Source organism: Blastococcus sp. URHD0036 (assembly GCF_000701365.1).
In the GTDB taxonomy this organism is placed as follows: Bacteria; Actinomycetota; Actinomycetes; order Mycobacteriales; family Geodermatophilaceae; genus Trujillonella.
The window spans coordinates 119,642-133,103 of sequence record NZ_JNIK01000018.1; the positions used below are offsets into that span (position 1 = coordinate 119,642).

At 70.7% G+C, this 13,462-nt stretch carries 22 protein-coding genes and 1 pseudogene; 1 reads left to right on the plus strand and 22 read right to left on the minus strand.

Annotation, left to right across the window (positions count from 1 at the left end; genetic code table 11):
• Positions 1-13: 13 nt before the first annotated feature.
• Positions 14-676 (plus strand): NAD(P)H-binding protein, encoded by a 663-nt coding sequence (locus tag N555_RS0120860; RefSeq protein WP_029433437.1) that lies wholly within the window; start codon positions 14-16, stop codon positions 674-676.
• Here N555_RS0120860 and truA read toward each other — a convergent pair.
• From truA to rplN, 22 genes and pseudogenes are all read right to left on the minus strand, one after another.
• The gene (gene truA, locus N555_RS0120865; protein WP_231503057.1) at positions 663-1,550 is read right to left on the minus strand and encodes a tRNA pseudouridine(38-40) synthase TruA; all 888 of its coding nucleotides are present in this window, start codon (positions 1,548-1,550) and stop codon (positions 663-665) included. The genes N555_RS0120860 and truA overlap by 14 nt on opposite strands.
• On the minus strand, positions 1,522-1,812 hold the full coding sequence (locus tag N555_RS0120870; RefSeq protein WP_231503059.1) for a hypothetical protein: 291 nt from the start codon (positions 1,810-1,812) through the stop codon (positions 1,522-1,524). The genes truA and N555_RS0120870 overlap by 29 nt, the downstream gene beginning before the upstream one ends.
• A gap of 293 nt (positions 1,813-2,105) precedes the next feature.
• Positions 2,106-2,453: pseudogene (gene rplQ, locus N555_RS29285) on the minus strand (50S ribosomal protein L17); the annotation flags it as partial.
• Positions 2,454-2,638: 185 nt separating this feature from the next.
• Positions 2,639-3,703: a DNA-directed RNA polymerase subunit alpha gene (locus N555_RS0120880; protein WP_029433441.1), complete on the minus strand. Its 1,065-nt coding sequence runs from the start codon at positions 3,701-3,703 to the stop codon at positions 2,639-2,641.
• A 110-nt stretch (positions 3,704-3,813) separates the two neighbouring features.
• Positions 3,814-4,440, minus strand: coding sequence for a 30S ribosomal protein S4 (rpsD, locus tag N555_RS0120885; protein ID WP_029433442.1), 627 nt, complete (start codon positions 4,438-4,440; stop codon positions 3,814-3,816).
• A 35-nt stretch (positions 4,441-4,475) separates the two neighbouring features.
• Positions 4,476-4,883 carry a 30S ribosomal protein S11 gene (gene rpsK, locus N555_RS0120890; RefSeq protein WP_014377968.1) on the minus strand — a complete coding sequence of 136 codons (408 nt, stop codon included), beginning with the start codon at positions 4,881-4,883 and terminating at the stop codon, positions 4,476-4,478.
• A 118-nt stretch (positions 4,884-5,001) separates the two neighbouring features.
• Complete coding sequence (rpsM, locus tag N555_RS0120895) at positions 5,002-5,376, minus strand: 30S ribosomal protein S13 (protein WP_029433443.1); 375 nt, start codon at positions 5,374-5,376, stop codon at positions 5,002-5,004.
• A 15-nt stretch (positions 5,377-5,391) separates the two neighbouring features.
• Positions 5,392-5,505, minus strand: a complete 114-nt coding sequence (rpmJ, locus tag N555_RS0120900; protein WP_012950458.1) for a 50S ribosomal protein L36 — start codon at positions 5,503-5,505, stop codon at positions 5,392-5,394.
• 71 nt (positions 5,506-5,576) lie between these two features.
• On the minus strand, positions 5,577-5,798 hold the full coding sequence (gene infA / locus N555_RS0120905) for a translation initiation factor IF-1 (RefSeq protein ID WP_012950459.1): 222 nt from the start codon (positions 5,796-5,798) through the stop codon (positions 5,577-5,579).
• 245 nt (positions 5,799-6,043) lie between these two features.
• Positions 6,044-6,847 carry a type I methionyl aminopeptidase gene (map, locus tag N555_RS0120910; RefSeq protein ID WP_029433444.1) on the minus strand — a complete coding sequence of 268 codons (804 nt, stop codon included), beginning with the start codon at positions 6,845-6,847 and terminating at the stop codon, positions 6,044-6,046.
• 65 nt (positions 6,848-6,912) lie between these two features.
• Positions 6,913-7,527 carry an adenylate kinase gene (locus tag N555_RS0120915; RefSeq protein WP_029433445.1) on the minus strand — a complete coding sequence of 205 codons (615 nt, stop codon included), beginning with the start codon at positions 7,525-7,527 and terminating at the stop codon, positions 6,913-6,915.
• On the minus strand, positions 7,527-8,837 hold the full coding sequence (gene secY, locus N555_RS0120920) for a preprotein translocase subunit SecY (RefSeq protein ID WP_029433446.1): 1,311 nt from the start codon (positions 8,835-8,837) through the stop codon (positions 7,527-7,529). The genes N555_RS0120915 and secY overlap by 1 nt, the downstream gene beginning before the upstream one ends.
• 179 nt (positions 8,838-9,016) lie before the next feature.
• Complete coding sequence (gene rplO / locus N555_RS0120925; RefSeq protein ID WP_029433447.1) at positions 9,017-9,460, minus strand: 50S ribosomal protein L15; 444 nt, start codon at positions 9,458-9,460, stop codon at positions 9,017-9,019.
• A 13-nt stretch (positions 9,461-9,473) separates the two neighbouring features.
• Positions 9,474-9,653, minus strand: coding sequence for a 50S ribosomal protein L30 (rpmD, locus tag N555_RS0120930; RefSeq protein WP_029433448.1), 180 nt, complete (start codon positions 9,651-9,653; stop codon positions 9,474-9,476).
• Between the two features lies 1 nt (position 9,654).
• Positions 9,655-10,278 carry a 30S ribosomal protein S5 gene (rpsE, locus tag N555_RS0120935; protein WP_029433449.1) on the minus strand — a complete coding sequence of 208 codons (624 nt, stop codon included), beginning with the start codon at positions 10,276-10,278 and terminating at the stop codon, positions 9,655-9,657.
• 52 nt (positions 10,279-10,330) lie between these two features.
• Positions 10,331-10,747, minus strand: a complete 417-nt coding sequence (gene rplR / locus N555_RS0120940) for a 50S ribosomal protein L18 (RefSeq protein WP_029433450.1) — start codon at positions 10,745-10,747, stop codon at positions 10,331-10,333.
• Entirely contained in the window at positions 10,747-11,286 is a 540-nt protein-coding gene (gene rplF / locus N555_RS0120945; protein WP_029433451.1) for a 50S ribosomal protein L6, read from the minus strand. Before rplF ends, rplR begins: the two co-directional genes overlap by 1 nt.
• Before the next feature lie 14 nt (positions 11,287-11,300).
• Positions 11,301-11,711, minus strand: a complete 411-nt coding sequence (rpsH, locus tag N555_RS0120950) for a 30S ribosomal protein S8 (protein WP_029433452.1) — start codon at positions 11,709-11,711, stop codon at positions 11,301-11,303.
• A gap of 151 nt (positions 11,712-11,862) precedes the next feature.
• Positions 11,863-12,048: a type Z 30S ribosomal protein S14 gene (locus N555_RS0120955; RefSeq protein WP_029433453.1), complete on the minus strand. Its 186-nt coding sequence runs from the start codon at positions 12,046-12,048 to the stop codon at positions 11,863-11,865.
• A 34-nt stretch (positions 12,049-12,082) separates the two neighbouring features.
• Complete coding sequence (gene rplE / locus N555_RS0120960; protein ID WP_029433454.1) at positions 12,083-12,667, minus strand: 50S ribosomal protein L5; 585 nt, start codon at positions 12,665-12,667, stop codon at positions 12,083-12,085.
• Positions 12,668-12,672: 5 nt separating this feature from the next.
• A complete protein-coding gene (gene rplX, locus N555_RS0120965) occupies positions 12,673-12,987 on the minus strand; it encodes a 50S ribosomal protein L24 (RefSeq protein WP_029433455.1) in 315 nt (104 codons plus the stop codon).
• 47 nt (positions 12,988-13,034) lie between these two features.
• Positions 13,035-13,403 (minus strand): 50S ribosomal protein L14, encoded by a 369-nt coding sequence (gene rplN, locus N555_RS0120970; protein ID WP_029433456.1) that lies wholly within the window; start codon positions 13,401-13,403, stop codon positions 13,035-13,037.
• Positions 13,404-13,462: the final 59 nt, after the last annotated feature.

Sequence of the window (13,462 nt, forward strand, 5' to 3'; positions counted from 1 at the left end):
TAGGGGTCGAGACATGCGCATCGTCATCGCCGGAGCCCACGGCCAGATCGCCCGCCGCCTCGGCCGCCTGCTCACCGCCCGCGGCGACACCGTGGTCGGGATCGTGCGCAACCCGGCGCACGAGACCGATCTCCGGGAGGACGGGGTCGAGCCGGCCGTCCTGGACCTGGAGAGCGCCTCGGTCGACGACGTCGCCGCGGTCGCCCGAGGCGCCGACGCGGTGGTCTTCGCCGCCGGCGCGGGGCCGGGCAGCGGCATCCCCCGCAAGGACACCGTCGACCGCGCCGCGGCCGTGCTGCTGGCCGACGCCGCGGAGCGGGCCGGCGTGCGGACCTACCTGCTCGTCTCCTCGATGGGCGCGGACCTCGTGGCCGGCGGTGCGACCCCCGAGGGCGTCGACGAGGTCTTCACCGCCTACCTGCGGGCCAAGCTCGCCGCCGAGGAGGACCTCCTGGGCCGCACCGGACTGACGGTCACGGTGCTGCGCCCCGGCGGATTGACCGACGACCCCGGCACCGGCTCCGTCACGCTGCACCGGTCGGTGGAGCGCGGCTCCATACCGAGGGACGACGTCGCGGCACTGCTGGTCGCCCTGCTGGACGCCCCACGGGCCGGGGCGGTGCTGGAGGCGGTCTCCGGGCCCACGCCGATCGTCGAGGCGGTCAGGTCGGCCTGACCGCCCGCGTGACCTCGGCCCGGGCGGCGAGCTCGTCGTCGGGCGGGTAGTCGACCGCGAGCAGGGTCAGCCCGCCCGGCGGGACGACGGGGACCTCGCTGGAGCGCTCGGTGGCCGTGAGCAGGGCGGCCGGCCACTCCGGCGGGCGCCGGCCCTCCCCGACGGCCGTGAGGGCGCCCACGAGGCTGCGCACCATCGAGTGGCAGAACGCGTCGGCCGAGGCGAAGACGCGGATCAGGTCCCCCTCCCGCTCGACCCGCAGGTCCAGCAGGGTCCGGATGGTCGTGGCGCCCTCGCGGCGGCGGCAGAAGGCCGCGAAGTCCTGGAGGCCCACCAGCGGTGCGGCGGCCGCGGCCATGGCGTCGGCGTCCAGGCGGCGCGGCCAGCCCACGGTGTCGGCCCGGCGCAGCGGCTCGGGCCCCGCGTCGGTGTCGGTCAGCCGGTAGACGTAGTGCCGGGCCAGCGCCCCGAACCGGGCGTCGAACTGGGGCGGCACCTCGCGGACCGCGCGCACGGCGAGGTCGCGGGGCAGCACGCCGCGCAGCCGGCGGACCAGCTTCGCCCCCTGCTCCTCCCAGACCGCCCGCGGCACGTCCGCGTGGGCGACCTGGCCGGTCGCGTGCACGCCGGCGTCGGTCCGGCCGGCGACGGTCAGCGAGACCGGCCGGCGCAGCACCCGGGCCAGCCCCTCCTCGAGGTCGGCCTGCACCGTGCGGCCGTGGTCCCCGGGCTGCCGGGCCCAGCCGTGCAGCGCCGTCCCGTCGTAGGAGATGTCGAACCGGAGACGGACGAGCCCGCCACCGGGATCGGTGGCGGGCTCGTCGAGGTCGTGCGTGTCCAGGACGTCAGGCGGGGTCGGGGGCGGAGTCCCCACCGGGCGCGTGCGTGCTGGCGGAGGCGGCGTCACCGAGCTCGGCGGCCTCGATCTCGGCCGCGGCGGCCGCGGCCACCTCCGGCGAGAGGCCCGGGTCGTCGACGACGGCGAGGTTCTCGGCGGTCGGCTGCGGGGTGACGTTGCCGTCGTCCTGGCGGTCGCCGTCGGGGTTGTAGAGGTCGGTGACGACCTCCTGGGCCTCGGGGTCGACCTGGCCGGAGGTGACGGCCGGCGAGGTGTCGCCGCCAGGACCCGTGGTCACTTGGCGCCGTCCGCGTCCTCGTCGTTGCCCTCGGCGGGCTCGTCGGCGGCCTCGGCGCCGGCCTCGGTGGCCTCCGCCGTCTCGGCCGCGTCGTCGGCGACCACGTCGGCGGTCTCGTCCGCGGGGTCGACCTCGTCCGGCGCCGCGGCGTCGGCCTCGGCCGGAGCCGTGGTCTCCAGCGCGTCAGCGGTGACCTCACCGGCGGCGGCGGAGGAGCCGGCGCCGGTCGCGAAGCGGGTGCCCCGGGCGCGCTCGGCCTCGCCGACGGCCGTCTGGCCGACCGTGAGGGCCTCGACCAGCTCGATGACCGCCATGGGGGCGTTGTCGCCCTTGCGGGCGCCGACCTTGGTGATCCGGGTGTAGCCACCGGGACGGTTCTCGTAGCGAGGACCGATCTCGGCGAAGAGGTGGTGGACGACGTCCTTGTCGCGGATCGTCGTCATGACCTGCCGACGGGAGTGCAGGTCACCGCGCCGGGCGAGGGTCACCAGCTTCTCGGCCAGGGGACGCAGCCGCTTGGCCTTCGTCTCCGTGGTGGTGATCCGGCCGTGCTCGAACAGCGAGGTGGCGAGGTTCGCCAGCATCAGCCGCTCGTGCGACGGGGAACCGCCGAGACGGGGGCCCTTGGTGGGGGTGGGCATGTCGGTCCTTCCTCAGGCGGCCGGGCGGGCGTGCCGGCTGCGGCCAAGCGTTGTGGAGTGCTGTTCGTCGCCCCGCCGACGGAACGCCGGGGTGGAGCTGCGCGGTGGTGCCTCGGCTCCCAGTGTGGCGGGTACCGAGACGGCGCCGGACGGTGGGGTTGACCCGCCGTCCGGCGCCGGAGTGCTCAGAGCTGCTCGGTCTCCTGGAACACGGCGTCGCCGTACTCCCCACCGTCGGCGTACCCGGTGGTCTGGTACGCGTCGGTCTCGTAGCCCTCGTCGTAGCTCTCGATCGAGCTGGGGATGAACCCGGGCGGGCTGTCCTTGAGCGCGAGGCCCATGGCCGCCAGCTTCATCTTGACCTCGTCGATGGACTTCGCGCCGAAGTTGCGGATGTCCAGCAGGTCCGCCTCGGAGCGGGTGACGAGCTCACCGACGGTGTGCACGCCCTCGCGCTTGAGGCAGTTGTAGGACCGGACGGTGAGGTCCATGTCCTCGATCGGCATCGAGAAGTTCGCGATGTCGGCGGCCTCGGCCGGGCTCGGCCCGACCTCGATGCCCTCGGCGTCGAGGTTCAGCTCGCGCAGCAGGCCGAAGAGCTCGACCAACGTGGAGCCGGCGCTGGCGATGGCGTCCCTGGGGACGATCGACGGCTTGGTCTCGACGTCGACGACGAGGCGGTCGAAGTCGGTCCGCTGCTCGACGCGGGTGGCCTCGACGGCGTAGGTGACCTTGAGGACCGGCGAGTAGATCGAGTCGACCGGGATCCGGCCGATCTCCTGGCCGGGCTGCTTGTTCTGCGGCGCCGGCACGTAGCCGCGACCCCGCTCGACGACCAGCTCGATCTCGAGCCGGCCCTTGCCGTTGAGGGTGGCGATGTGCAGCTCGGGGTTGTGCACCTCGACGCCGGCCGGCGGCGCGATGTCGGCCGCGGTCACCTCACCGGGGCCCTGCTTGCGCAGGTACATGGTCACCGGCTCGTCCGAGTCGGAGCTGACCACGAGACCCTTGAGGTTCAGGATGATCTCGGTGACGTCCTCCTTGACGCCCGGCACGGTGGTGAACTCGTGCAGGGTGCCCTCGATCCGGATGCTGGTGACAGCAGCACCGGGGATCGACGACAGCAGGGTGCGACGCAGGGAGTTGCCGAGGGTGTAGCCGAAGCCCGGCTCGAGCGGCTCGATGACGAACCGCGAGCGCTGCTCGGAGATCGTCTCCTCGGTAAGGGTGGGGCGCTGTGCGATGAGCACGGTGGTTCTCCTTCGTGTCCTCCGGCGACCGCCATATGACGCCGTGAGGGGGTGGTGCGGGCTCCGGCGGACATCGGTCCGCCCGCCGGAGCCGGTGGTGCAGCGAGCTGCTACTTGGAGTAGAGCTCGACGATCAGCTGCTCCTGGACCGGGGTGTCGATCACCTGGCGCGCCGGGATGCTGTGCACGAGCACGCGCAGCTGGCTGCTCAGGACCTCCAGCCACGGCGGCACGGGGCGCTCGCCGGCACGGGCCTGGGCGATCTCGAACGGCAGCATGGTGCGGGACTTCTCCGCGACCTCGAGGATGTCGTTCGCGCTGACCCGGAAGGACGGGATGTCGACCTTGCGGCCGTTCACCCGGATGTGGCCGTGGCGCACCAGCTGGCGGGCCATGTCACGGGACTCGGCGAAGCCGGCCCGGTAGACCACGTTGTCGAGGCGGGACTCGAGGATCTGCAGCAGGACCTCACCGGTCTTGCCCGACTTCTTGTTGGCCTCTTCGTAGTAGCCGCGGAACTGCTTCTCCAGCACGCCGTAGATACGACGGGCCTTCTGCTTCTCGCGAAGCTGCAGCAGGTACTCGCTGTCCTTGGTGCGGCCACGGCCGTGCTCGCCCGGCGGGTAGGGCCGGATCTCGATCGGGCACTTCGGGGACTCGCACTTGCTGCCCTTGAGGAACAGCTTCATCTTCTCGCGCCGGCACAGGCGGCAGTCGGCTCCGGTGTAACGGGCCACGTCAGGTTCTCCTATTACTTCTCGTCAGGAACCGGTCAGACCCGGCGGCGCTTCTTGGGGCGGCAGCCGTTGTGCGGCTGCGGCGTCACGTCCTGGATCTGACCCACCTCGAGGCCGGTGGCCTGCAGCGAGCGGATCGCGGTCTCCCGGCCGGAGCCAGGGCCCTTCACGAAGACGTCGACCTTGCGCATGCCGTGCTCCTGCGCCTTGCGGGCGGCGTTCTCCGCCGCCATCTGCGCAGCGAACGGCGTGGACTTGCGCGAGCCCTTGAACCCGACGTGCCCGGCCGAGGCCCAGCTGATCACGTTCCCGTTGGGGTCGGTGATCGACACGATCGTGTTGTTGAAGGTGCTCTTGATGTGCGCGGCGCCGTGGGCGACGTTCTTCTTCTCCTTGCGGCGGACCTTCTTGGCACCAGCCGCGGCGCGAGCCCTGGGAGGCATGTCTCTCCGGTTCCTTCAGTTTCTGTGGCCTGGGGTTGCTGCCGAGGGGCAGCACACGCGTCGTGCCGTCACTCCCGCCCTCACGGGTCGCTGTGACCGCACGGCGACGTGCTGTGGGTCAGCGAGCCTTCTTCTTGCCCGCGATGGTCTTGCGCGGGCCCTTGCTCGAGCGCGCGTTCGTCTTGGTGCGCTGCCCGCGGACGGGGAGCCCACGACGGTGACGCAGGCCCTGGTAGCAACCGATCTCCACCTTGCGGCGGATGTCGGCAGCCACCTCGCGGCGCAGGTCACCCTCGACGCGGAAGTGCTCGTCGATGTAGTCGCGCAGCTTCAGCAGGTCCTCGTCGCCGAGGTCCTTGACGCGCAGGTCCGGGCTGACACCCGTCGCCGCGAGCGTCTCCTTGGCGTGGGTCTTGCCGATGCCGTAGATGTAGGTCAGCGCGACCTCGAGCCGCTTCTCGCGGGGGAGGTCGACGCCTGCCAGTCGTGCCATGTCTCAGGTACTCCCTCAGCCCTGGCGCTGCTTGTGCCGGGCGTTGTCGCAGATGACCATGACCCGGCCGTGCCGGCGGATCACCTTGCACTTGTCGCAGATCTTCTTCACCGACGGCTGGACCTTCACCGGTGCCGCCCCTCATTCCTCGATCGTGCGCCGGCCGCGTCCCTGCCGGTGGGCAGGCGCTGGCCTGACGGTTACTTGTAGCGGTAGACGATGCGACCGCGCGTCAGGTCGTAGGGCGAGAGCTCCACGACCACGCGGTCCTCGGGCAGGATGCGGATGTAGTGCTGTCGCATCTTGCCGCTGATGTGGGCGAGCACCCGGTGCCCGTTCTGCAGCTCCACGCGGAACATCGCGTTGGGCAGCGGCTCGACGACACGACCCTCGACCTCGATGGCCCCGTCCTTCTTCGCCATGCCCTACACGGCCTCCCTGTTCGGTGCTGCTGATGGCTGGTGCTCCGTCCCCGCGCGCCCAAGCCGGTACCCGGCAGGAGTCGTTCGGAGATCTGACACACGGTGCAGACGTTCTCGCGAGGGCGTCCCGGGTCATGCGGCCACAGCACAACAACAGGACGGCGCGAACGCCGTCGTTCACTGTACCCCGCCCCGGCCCGCTGCTCCAACGGGGTCCCCGTCACAACGGAAACCGGGACTCCCCGCTACTGGCGCGGTGTGACGCCGAACGGCGCCAGGCCCGCCAGGCCGCCGTCCTCCGCCGTGAGGACCCAGGGGCCCTCCGGGGTGACCGCGACGGTGTGCTCGAAGTGCGCGGCCCGCGACCGGTCCTTGGTGACCACGGTCCAGCCGTCCTCGAGCTCCTCGGTCGCCGGGTCCCCCACCGTGACCATGGGCTCGATGGCCAGCGCCAGACCGGGCACGAGCCGCGGGCCGCGGCCCGGACGCCCGTAGTTGAGGACGTGCGGGTCCTGGTGCATCTCGGTGCCGATGCCGTGGCCGCCGTAGTGGTCGACGATCCCGTACGGGTGCGCCTCGGCGGCGATGACCTGCTCGACCGCGTGGCTGATGTCGGTGAGCCGGTTGCCGGCCACCGCCTGGGCGAGACCGGCCCACATCGAGCGTTCGGTCACCGCCATGAGCGCGGCGTCCTCCGCGGAGGGCGGACCCACCGTCAGCGTCACGGCCGAGTCGCCGTGCCAGCCGTCCAGGATCGCCCCGCAGTCGATCGAGATGTTGTCGCCCTCGGCGAGCGCTCGCGTGCCGTTCGGGATGCCGTGCACGATCTCGTCGTTGATCGACGCGCAGATGCTGCCCGTGAACCCGTGGTACCCCAGGAACGACGGGACGGCGCCGGCGCTGCGGATCGTGTCCTCCGCGATGGCATCGAGCTCCCCGGTGGTGACGCCGGGACGCACCGCGGACCGGACCGCCGCGATCGCCGAGGCGACCACCAGGCCGGCGGCCCGCATGAGCTCGAGCTCGTGGGGGGTCTTGATCTGGATCATCCGTCCACTCCACTTCGCCAACAGGGGCACGCGGGCGAGGATCCCGGCCGACATCTGCCGTGCGCCTACTCGGAGTCCCGCGCCGGGGCACCTGCGCCGGGGGTCCGGCCGAGGGCGCGGAGGGCGCGCTCGGTGACCTCCTCGACCGTGCCGATGGCGTCGATGCGGGCCAGCAGCCCCTCGCGCTCGTAGAACCCGGACAGCGGCGAGGTCTGTTCCCGGTAGACCTGCAGCCGGTGCCGCACGGTCTCGGGCTTGTCGTCGTCGCGCTGGATCCACTCGCCGTCGACGAGCATGCGCCGACCGGAGAGCCGGCGGACCAGCTCCTCCTCGTCGACCACGAGCTCGAGCACGCAGTCGAGGTGGTTGCCGAGCTCCGCGAGGGACTCGCGCAGCTGCTCGGCCTGGGCGATGGTGCGGGGGAAACCGTCCAGCAGGAACCCGGCCTTGGCGTCGGGCTCGGCCAGCCGGTCCCTGACCATCGCGACGGTGATCTCGTCGGGGACGAGGTCACCGGCGTCCATGTACGCCTTGGCCTTCGTGCCCAGCTCGGTCCTGCCGCTCACGTTGGCGCGGAAGATGTCACCGGTCGAGATGGCCGGCGCACCGAGCTGGCCGGCGATCACCTGGGCCTGGGTCCCCTTGCCGGCGCCGGGAGGGCCGAGCAGCACGACGCGCACTACTTCAGGAACCCTTCGTAGTTGCGCTGGTTGAGTTGCGTCTCGATCTGCTTCACCGTCTCCAACCCCACTCCGACCATGATGAGCACCGCGGTCCCGCCGAACGGGAAGTTCTGGTTCTGCCCCTGCTGCGTCACGGACAGGAACAGGTTGGGCAAGACTGCCACGAGCCCCAGGTAGATCGAGCCGGGGAGGGTGATGCGGGACAGCACGTACTGCAGGTACTCCGCCGTCGGCCGGCCGGGACGGATGCCGGGGATGAAGCCGCCGTAGCGCTTCATGTCGTCGGCCCGCTCCTCCGGGTTGAACGTGATCGACACGTAGAAGTACGTGAAGAACATGATCAGCGCGAAGTACAGGACGATGTGCGTCCAGCTGCCCTGGTCGATCACGTACTTCTCGATGAACCGCCGCACCCCACCGGTGTCGTCGCCCTGCAGCTGGCTGAGCAGCTGCGGCAGGTACAGCAGCGAGGACGCGAAGATGACCGGGATGACGCCGGCCTGGTTCACCTTCAGCGGCAGGTAGGTCGAGGTCCCGCCGTACATGCGGCGACCGACCATCCGTTTGGCGTACTGCACCGGGATGCGCCGCTGGGCCTGTTCGACGTAGACGACCGACGTGATGATCACCAGCGCCAGAAGCAGGATCAGCGTGAAGACGACGCCGCCGCGGGTCTGCAGGATCGAGCCGCCCTCGGCCGGGATGCGGGCCGCGATCGAGGTGAAGATCAGCACGGACATGCCGTTGCCGATCCCCTTCTCGGTCAGCAGCTCGCCCAGCCACATGATCACGGCCGTGCCGGCGGTCAGGGCGATGACCAGGACGACCGTTGTCCAGATGGAGTCCGACGGGATGATCGACTCCGAGCAGTTCGGGAACAGCTGGCCGCTACGGGCCAGCGCGATGATCCCGGTGCTCTGCAGGATCGCGAGGGCGATCGTGAGGTAGCGGGTGTACTGGGTCAGCTTCTGCTGCCCGGCCTGCCCTTCCTTCTTCAGCTGCTCGAAGCGCGGGATGACCACGACCAGCAACTGCACGATGATGCTCGCCGTGATGTACGGCATGATCCCGAGCGCGAAGATCGACAGCCGGAGCAGCGCGCCGCCGGAGAAGAGGTTGACCAGCGAGTAGATGTCGCGCTGGTCGGAGGCCTGCGCCTGCTCGAGACAGCTGTTGATCGCCTCGATGGAGACCCCCGGCCCGGGGACCGATGCCCCCAGCCGGTAGATGGCGATCATCCCCAGGGAGAACAGGATCTTGCGCCGGAGGTCTGGCGTCCGGAACGCCGCGGCGAACGCCTGCAGCACGTGCCCTCCCCGAGTCGGTCGTGTGAGTGTAGGAGCCACCCGGTCGCGAACCGCTCACGGGCTCGCGGAGGACCCCCCTGTGCGGCCGCCGGACGGCGCCCGCGGTGGGCCGGGCAGCAGACGACCCCCGGGGCGCGGGCCTCCGTGGAGGAGGGCGCACCCCGGGGGTCGGCGGCTGGTCAGACCAGCGTCGTGCTGCCGCCGGCCGCGGCGATCTTCTCGGCGGCCGACGACGAGAACGCGGTGGCGTGCACGTCGACCGTCACGCCGCCCAGCTCGCCGGTGCCGAGGACCTTGACGGGCTGGCCGCGACGGACCGCGCCGGCCTGGACGAGCGCGTCGACGTCCACGGTGCCGCCCTGCGGGAACAGCGCCGCGATCCGGTCGAGGTTGACGACCTGGAAGACGACCTTGTTGGGGCTCTTGAACCCCGACAGCTTGGGCAGCCGCATGTGCAGCGGCGTCTGCCCGCCCTCGAAGCGCGCGGACGTGTTGCCCCGCGCGCCGGTGCCCTTGGTACCGCGGCCGGCCGTCTTGCCCTTGGAGCCCTCACCACGACCCACGCGGGTCTTCTTGGTGTGGGCGCCCTCGGCCGGGCGCAGGTGGTGGACCTTCAGAGTCATGGAGTTTCCCTGCTCAGATCTCTTCGACGGTGACCAGGTGCGGCACCGTCGCGACCATCCCACGGATCTCGGGACGGTCCTCCTGGACGACCGAGTCGTGGATCCGCTTGAGGCCCAGCGAGCGCAGCGTCTGGCGCTGGTTGGGCTTCGTGCCGATCGCCGACCGGACCTGGGTGACCTTCAGCTGAGGCATGTCAGACCCCCTGGCCCGCACGGGCGCGCAGCATCGCGGCCGGAGCGACGTCCTCGAGGGGCAGACCGCGGCGGGCCGCGATCTCCTCGGGACGCACGAGGTCCTTCAGCGCCTGCATGGTCGCGTGGACGATGTTGATCGGGTTGGAGGACCCGAGGCTCTTCGAGAGCACGTCGTGGATGCCGGCGCACTCGAGGACGGCACGCACCGGGCCACCGGCGATGACGCCGGTACCCGGGCTGGCCGGCTTGAGCAGCACGACACCGGCCGCCGCCTCACCCTGCACGGGGTGCGGGATGGTGCTGGCGATGCGCGGCACCTTGTAGAAGCTCTTCTTGGCCACCTCGACGCCCTTGGCGATCGCCGCGGGCACCTCCTTGGCCTTGCCGTAGCCGACGCCCACGGTGCCGTCACCGTCGCCCACGATCACCAGGGCGGTGAAGCTGAAGCGCCGACCACCCTTGACGACCTTGGACACGCGGTTGATGGCGACCACGCGCTCGATGTAGTTGCTCTTCTCGGCGGGAGCGCCGCCCGGCCCCCGACCGCCGTCACGACGGTCGCGGCGGTCGTTGCCGCCGCCGGCGCCACCGGCGCCACCGCCGCGTCGCTGTGGTCCTGGCATCAGACGTCCCTCTCGATCACTGTCATCGTGTTGCCGGTCTGGGTGCTGGTCATCAGAAGTCCAGCCCAGCCTCGCGCGCGCCGTCGGCGAGCGCGGCGATCCGGCCCTGGTAGCGGTTGCCACCACGGTCGAACACGACCGCGGTGATGCCGGCCGCCTTGGCGCGCTCGGCCACGAGGGCACCGACCTGCCGGGCCAGCGCCGACTTGTCGCCGTCGGCGTTGCGCAGGCCGGCGTCCAGCGTGGACGCGCTGACCAGCGTGTGGCCGACGGTGTCGTCGACGACCTGGACGTGGATGTGGCGCGAGCTGCGCTTGACCACGAGCCGCGGGCGCGCCGGCGTGCCGGAGACCCGCTTGCGCAGCCGGTTGTGGCGCCGCAGCCGCGAGACGCGGCGAGCGGTGCTCGCATCGGTGCCGACGGGGGTGTGGACCCGCTTGGTCCCGCTCTGTGAACTGGTTGCAGCCATCACTTACCCGTCTTCCCGACCTTGCGCTTGACGACCTCGCCCTGATACCGCACGCCCTTGCCCTTGTACGGGTCGGGCTTGCGGATCTTGCGGATCTTGGCGGCGACCTCGCCGACCTGCTGCTTGTCGATGCCCGTCACCCGGAGGCGGGTGGGCGACTCGACGGTGAAGGCGATCCCCTCGGGGGCCTTCACGGGCACCGGGTGGCTGAAGCCGAGCGCGAACTCGAGGTCAGACCCCCGTGCCTGGACGCGGTAACCGACGCCGACGATCTCGAGGGTCTTGCTGTACCCCTCGGTGACGCCGGTGATCATGTTGGCGATCAGGGTGCGCGACAGCCCGTGCAGGGCGCGGCTCTCCCGCTCGTCGTCCGGCCGGGCCACCCGCAGCGTGCCGTCCTCGTCGCGCGCCACCGTGATGGGGGCGGCGACGGTGTGGGACAGCGAGCCCTTGGGGCCCTTCACGTTGACGGTCTGGCCTTCGATGGCGATGTCCACGCCACCGGGCACCGGAATCGGGAGTCGTCCGATCCGTGACATCTCTGCAGCTCCTCTTACCAGACGTAGGCGAGGACTTCCCCACCCACGCCCTTCGTGTTCGCCTGACGGTCGGTGAGCAGCCCGGTGGACGTCGAGATGATCGCCACCCCCAGGCCGCCGAGCACCTTGGGCAGCGCGGTGGACTTGGCGTACACGCGCAGACCGGGCTTGGACACCCGACGGACCCCGGCGATGCTCCGCTCGCGGTTCGGTCCGTACTTGAGGTCGATGACCAGCTCCTTGCGGGTGCTGCCGTCGACCTCGACGTCGTTCACCGTCCAACCGGCGATGTAGCCCTGCTGCTGGAGGATCTCGGCGATGTGCGTCTTGATCTTCGACGACGGCATGGTCGCGGAGTCGTGGTACGCCTGGTTGGCGTTGCGGATGCGCGTGAGCATGTCCGCGATCGGGTCGGTCATCGTCATGGGTGTCGTGCCTCTCTCGCCGCGGTTCCGCACGCGGATCTCGCGTGGGCCTCTCGGCGATCGGTGGTGCTACGGGTGGTGCTCTGTCGACTCAGGTGAGTCTGGGGACCCGGTGCCACTCCCAGCGCGCTGCGGGTGGCACCGGGGTCCGTCACCAGCTGGACTTGCTCACGCCCGGCAGCTCGCCGGCGTGCGCCATCTCCCGCAGGCAGATCCGGCACAGGCCGAACTTGCGGAACACGGCGTGCGGACGGCCGCAGCGCTGGCAGCGGGTGTAGCCACGGACCGCGAACTTCGGCTTGCGGGCCGCCTTGTTGACGAGGGCCTTCTTGGCCATCTCGGTCTCCTCTAGCTCTCTCGGTGGCCCGGGCTCAGCGCGTCGTCGTCACGACGGGCTGGCCGGCGAAGGGGAAGCCGAGCAGCCGGAGCAGCTCGCGACCCTCGTCGTCGTTGGTGGCGGTGGTGACCAGCGTGATGTCCATGCCGCGCGGCCGGTCGATCCGGTCGACGTCGATCTCGCGGAACATCGACTGCTCGGTCAGACCGAAGGTGTAGTTGCCGTGGCCGTCGAACTGCTTCGAGTTCAGGCCGCGGAAGTCACGGATGCGGGGCAGGGCCAGCGACAGGAGCCGGTCCAGGAACTCCCACATGCGGTCGCCGCGGAGGGTGACCTTCGCGCCGATCGGCATGCCCTCGCGGAGCTTGAACTGCGCGATGGACTTGCGGGCACGGACGACGGCCGGCTTCTGGCCGGTGATGGCGGTGAGGTCGCGGACCGCGCCGTCCATCAGCTTGGCGTCACGGGTGGCCTCGCCGACGCCCATGTTGACCACGATCTTGGTCAGCTTGGGGATCTGCATGACGTTCTCGAAGCCGAACTCCGACTGCAGCGCCGGCACGATCTCCTCGCGGTACCGGGCCAGCATGCGGGGCAGCTCACGGGTGGGTGCGCTCATGATGCTCAGAGGTCCTTACCGGTTCGCCGCGAGACCCGGATGCTGCGGCCTTCCTCGTCCTTGCGGTAGCCGACCCGGGTCGGCTTGTCCTCGGAGTCGATCACCATCACGTTGCTCACGTGGATGGGAGCCTCCTGCGTGACGATCCCGCCCTGCTGGGCGCCGCGCTGGTTGGAGCTGATCCGGGTGTGCTTCTTGACCCGGCCCACGCCCTCGACGAGGACCTTCTGGGTCTGCGGGTACGAGGCGATGACCCGGCCCTTGGCACCCTTGTCCTTGCCGGACAGGACGACGACCTGGTCGCCCTTCTTGACCTTCATCGACGGCGCCTTCTTGGTGCCGGGGTCCTTCTTGTGGGCAGCCATGATCACAGCACCTCCGGGGCCAGCGAGATGATCCGCATGAAGCGCTTGTCGCGGAGCTCCCGGCCCACCGGGCCGAAGATGCGCGTCCCGCGCGGGTCGCCGCTGTCGCGGATGATCACGGCGGCGTTCTCGTCGAAGCGGATGTAGGAGCCGTCGGGACGACGGCGCTCCTTCACGGTGCGGACGACGACGGCCTTGACCACGTCACCCTTCTTCACACCGGCACCCGGCAGCGCGTCCTTCACGGTGGCGACGATGACGTCGCCGATGCCCGCGTAGCGTCGCCCGGACCCGCCGAGGACACGGATGCAGAGGATCTCCTTGGCACCCGTGTTGTCGGCGACCCGGAGTCGCGACTCCTGCTGGATCACTTCTACTCCCAGATCTCATTGGTGACAGCCGGGCCGGAACGGTGAACCGGCTGTCCGAT

Excerpts from the sequence above, each read along its gene's own strand:
- map (WP_029433444.1), bottom strand. The coding sequence starts at position 6,847 with ATGATCCAGATCAAGACCCCCCACGAGCTCGAGCTCATGCGGGCCGCC.
- rpsH (WP_029433452.1), bottom strand. The coding sequence starts at position 11,711 with ATGACGATGACCGACCCGATCGCGGACATGCTCACGCGCATCCGCAAC.
- rplX (WP_029433455.1), bottom strand. The coding sequence starts at position 12,987 with ATGAAGGTCAAGAAGGGCGACCAGGTCGTCGTCCTGTCCGGCAAGGAC.
- rplE (WP_029433454.1), bottom strand. The coding sequence starts at position 12,667 with ATGAGCGCACCCACCCGTGAGCTGCCCCGCATGCTGGCCCGGTACCGC.
- rpsK (WP_014377968.1), bottom strand. The coding sequence starts at position 4,883 with ATGCCTCCCAGGGCTCGCGCCGCGGCTGGTGCCAAGAAGGTCCGCCGC.
- infA (WP_012950459.1), bottom strand. The coding sequence starts at position 5,798 with ATGGCGAAGAAGGACGGGGCCATCGAGGTCGAGGGTCGTGTCGTCGAG.
- rpmD (WP_029433448.1), bottom strand. The coding sequence starts at position 9,653 with ATGCCTCAGCTGAAGGTCACCCAGGTCCGGTCGGCGATCGGCACGAAG.
- rplF (WP_029433451.1), bottom strand. The coding sequence starts at position 11,286 with ATGTCACGGATCGGACGACTCCCGATTCCGGTGCCCGGTGGCGTGGAC.
- rplR (WP_029433450.1), bottom strand. The coding sequence starts at position 10,747 with ATGGCTGCAACCAGTTCACAGAGCGGGACCAAGCGGGTCCACACCCCC.
- rplO (WP_029433447.1), bottom strand. The coding sequence starts at position 9,460 with ATGACTCTGAAGGTCCACCACCTGCGCCCGGCCGAGGGCGCCCACACC.
- rpsM (WP_029433443.1), bottom strand. The coding sequence starts at position 5,376 with ATGGCACGACTGGCAGGCGTCGACCTCCCCCGCGAGAAGCGGCTCGAG.
- N555_RS0120860 (WP_029433437.1), top strand. The coding sequence starts at position 14 with ATGCGCATCGTCATCGCCGGAGCCCACGGCCAGATCGCCCGCCGCCTC.
- rpsE (WP_029433449.1), bottom strand. The coding sequence starts at position 10,278 with ATGCCAGGACCACAGCGACGCGGCGGTGGCGCCGGTGGCGCCGGCGGC.
- N555_RS0120955 (WP_029433453.1), bottom strand. The coding sequence starts at position 12,048 with ATGGCCAAGAAGGCCCTCGTCAACAAGGCGGCCCGCAAGCCGAAGTTC.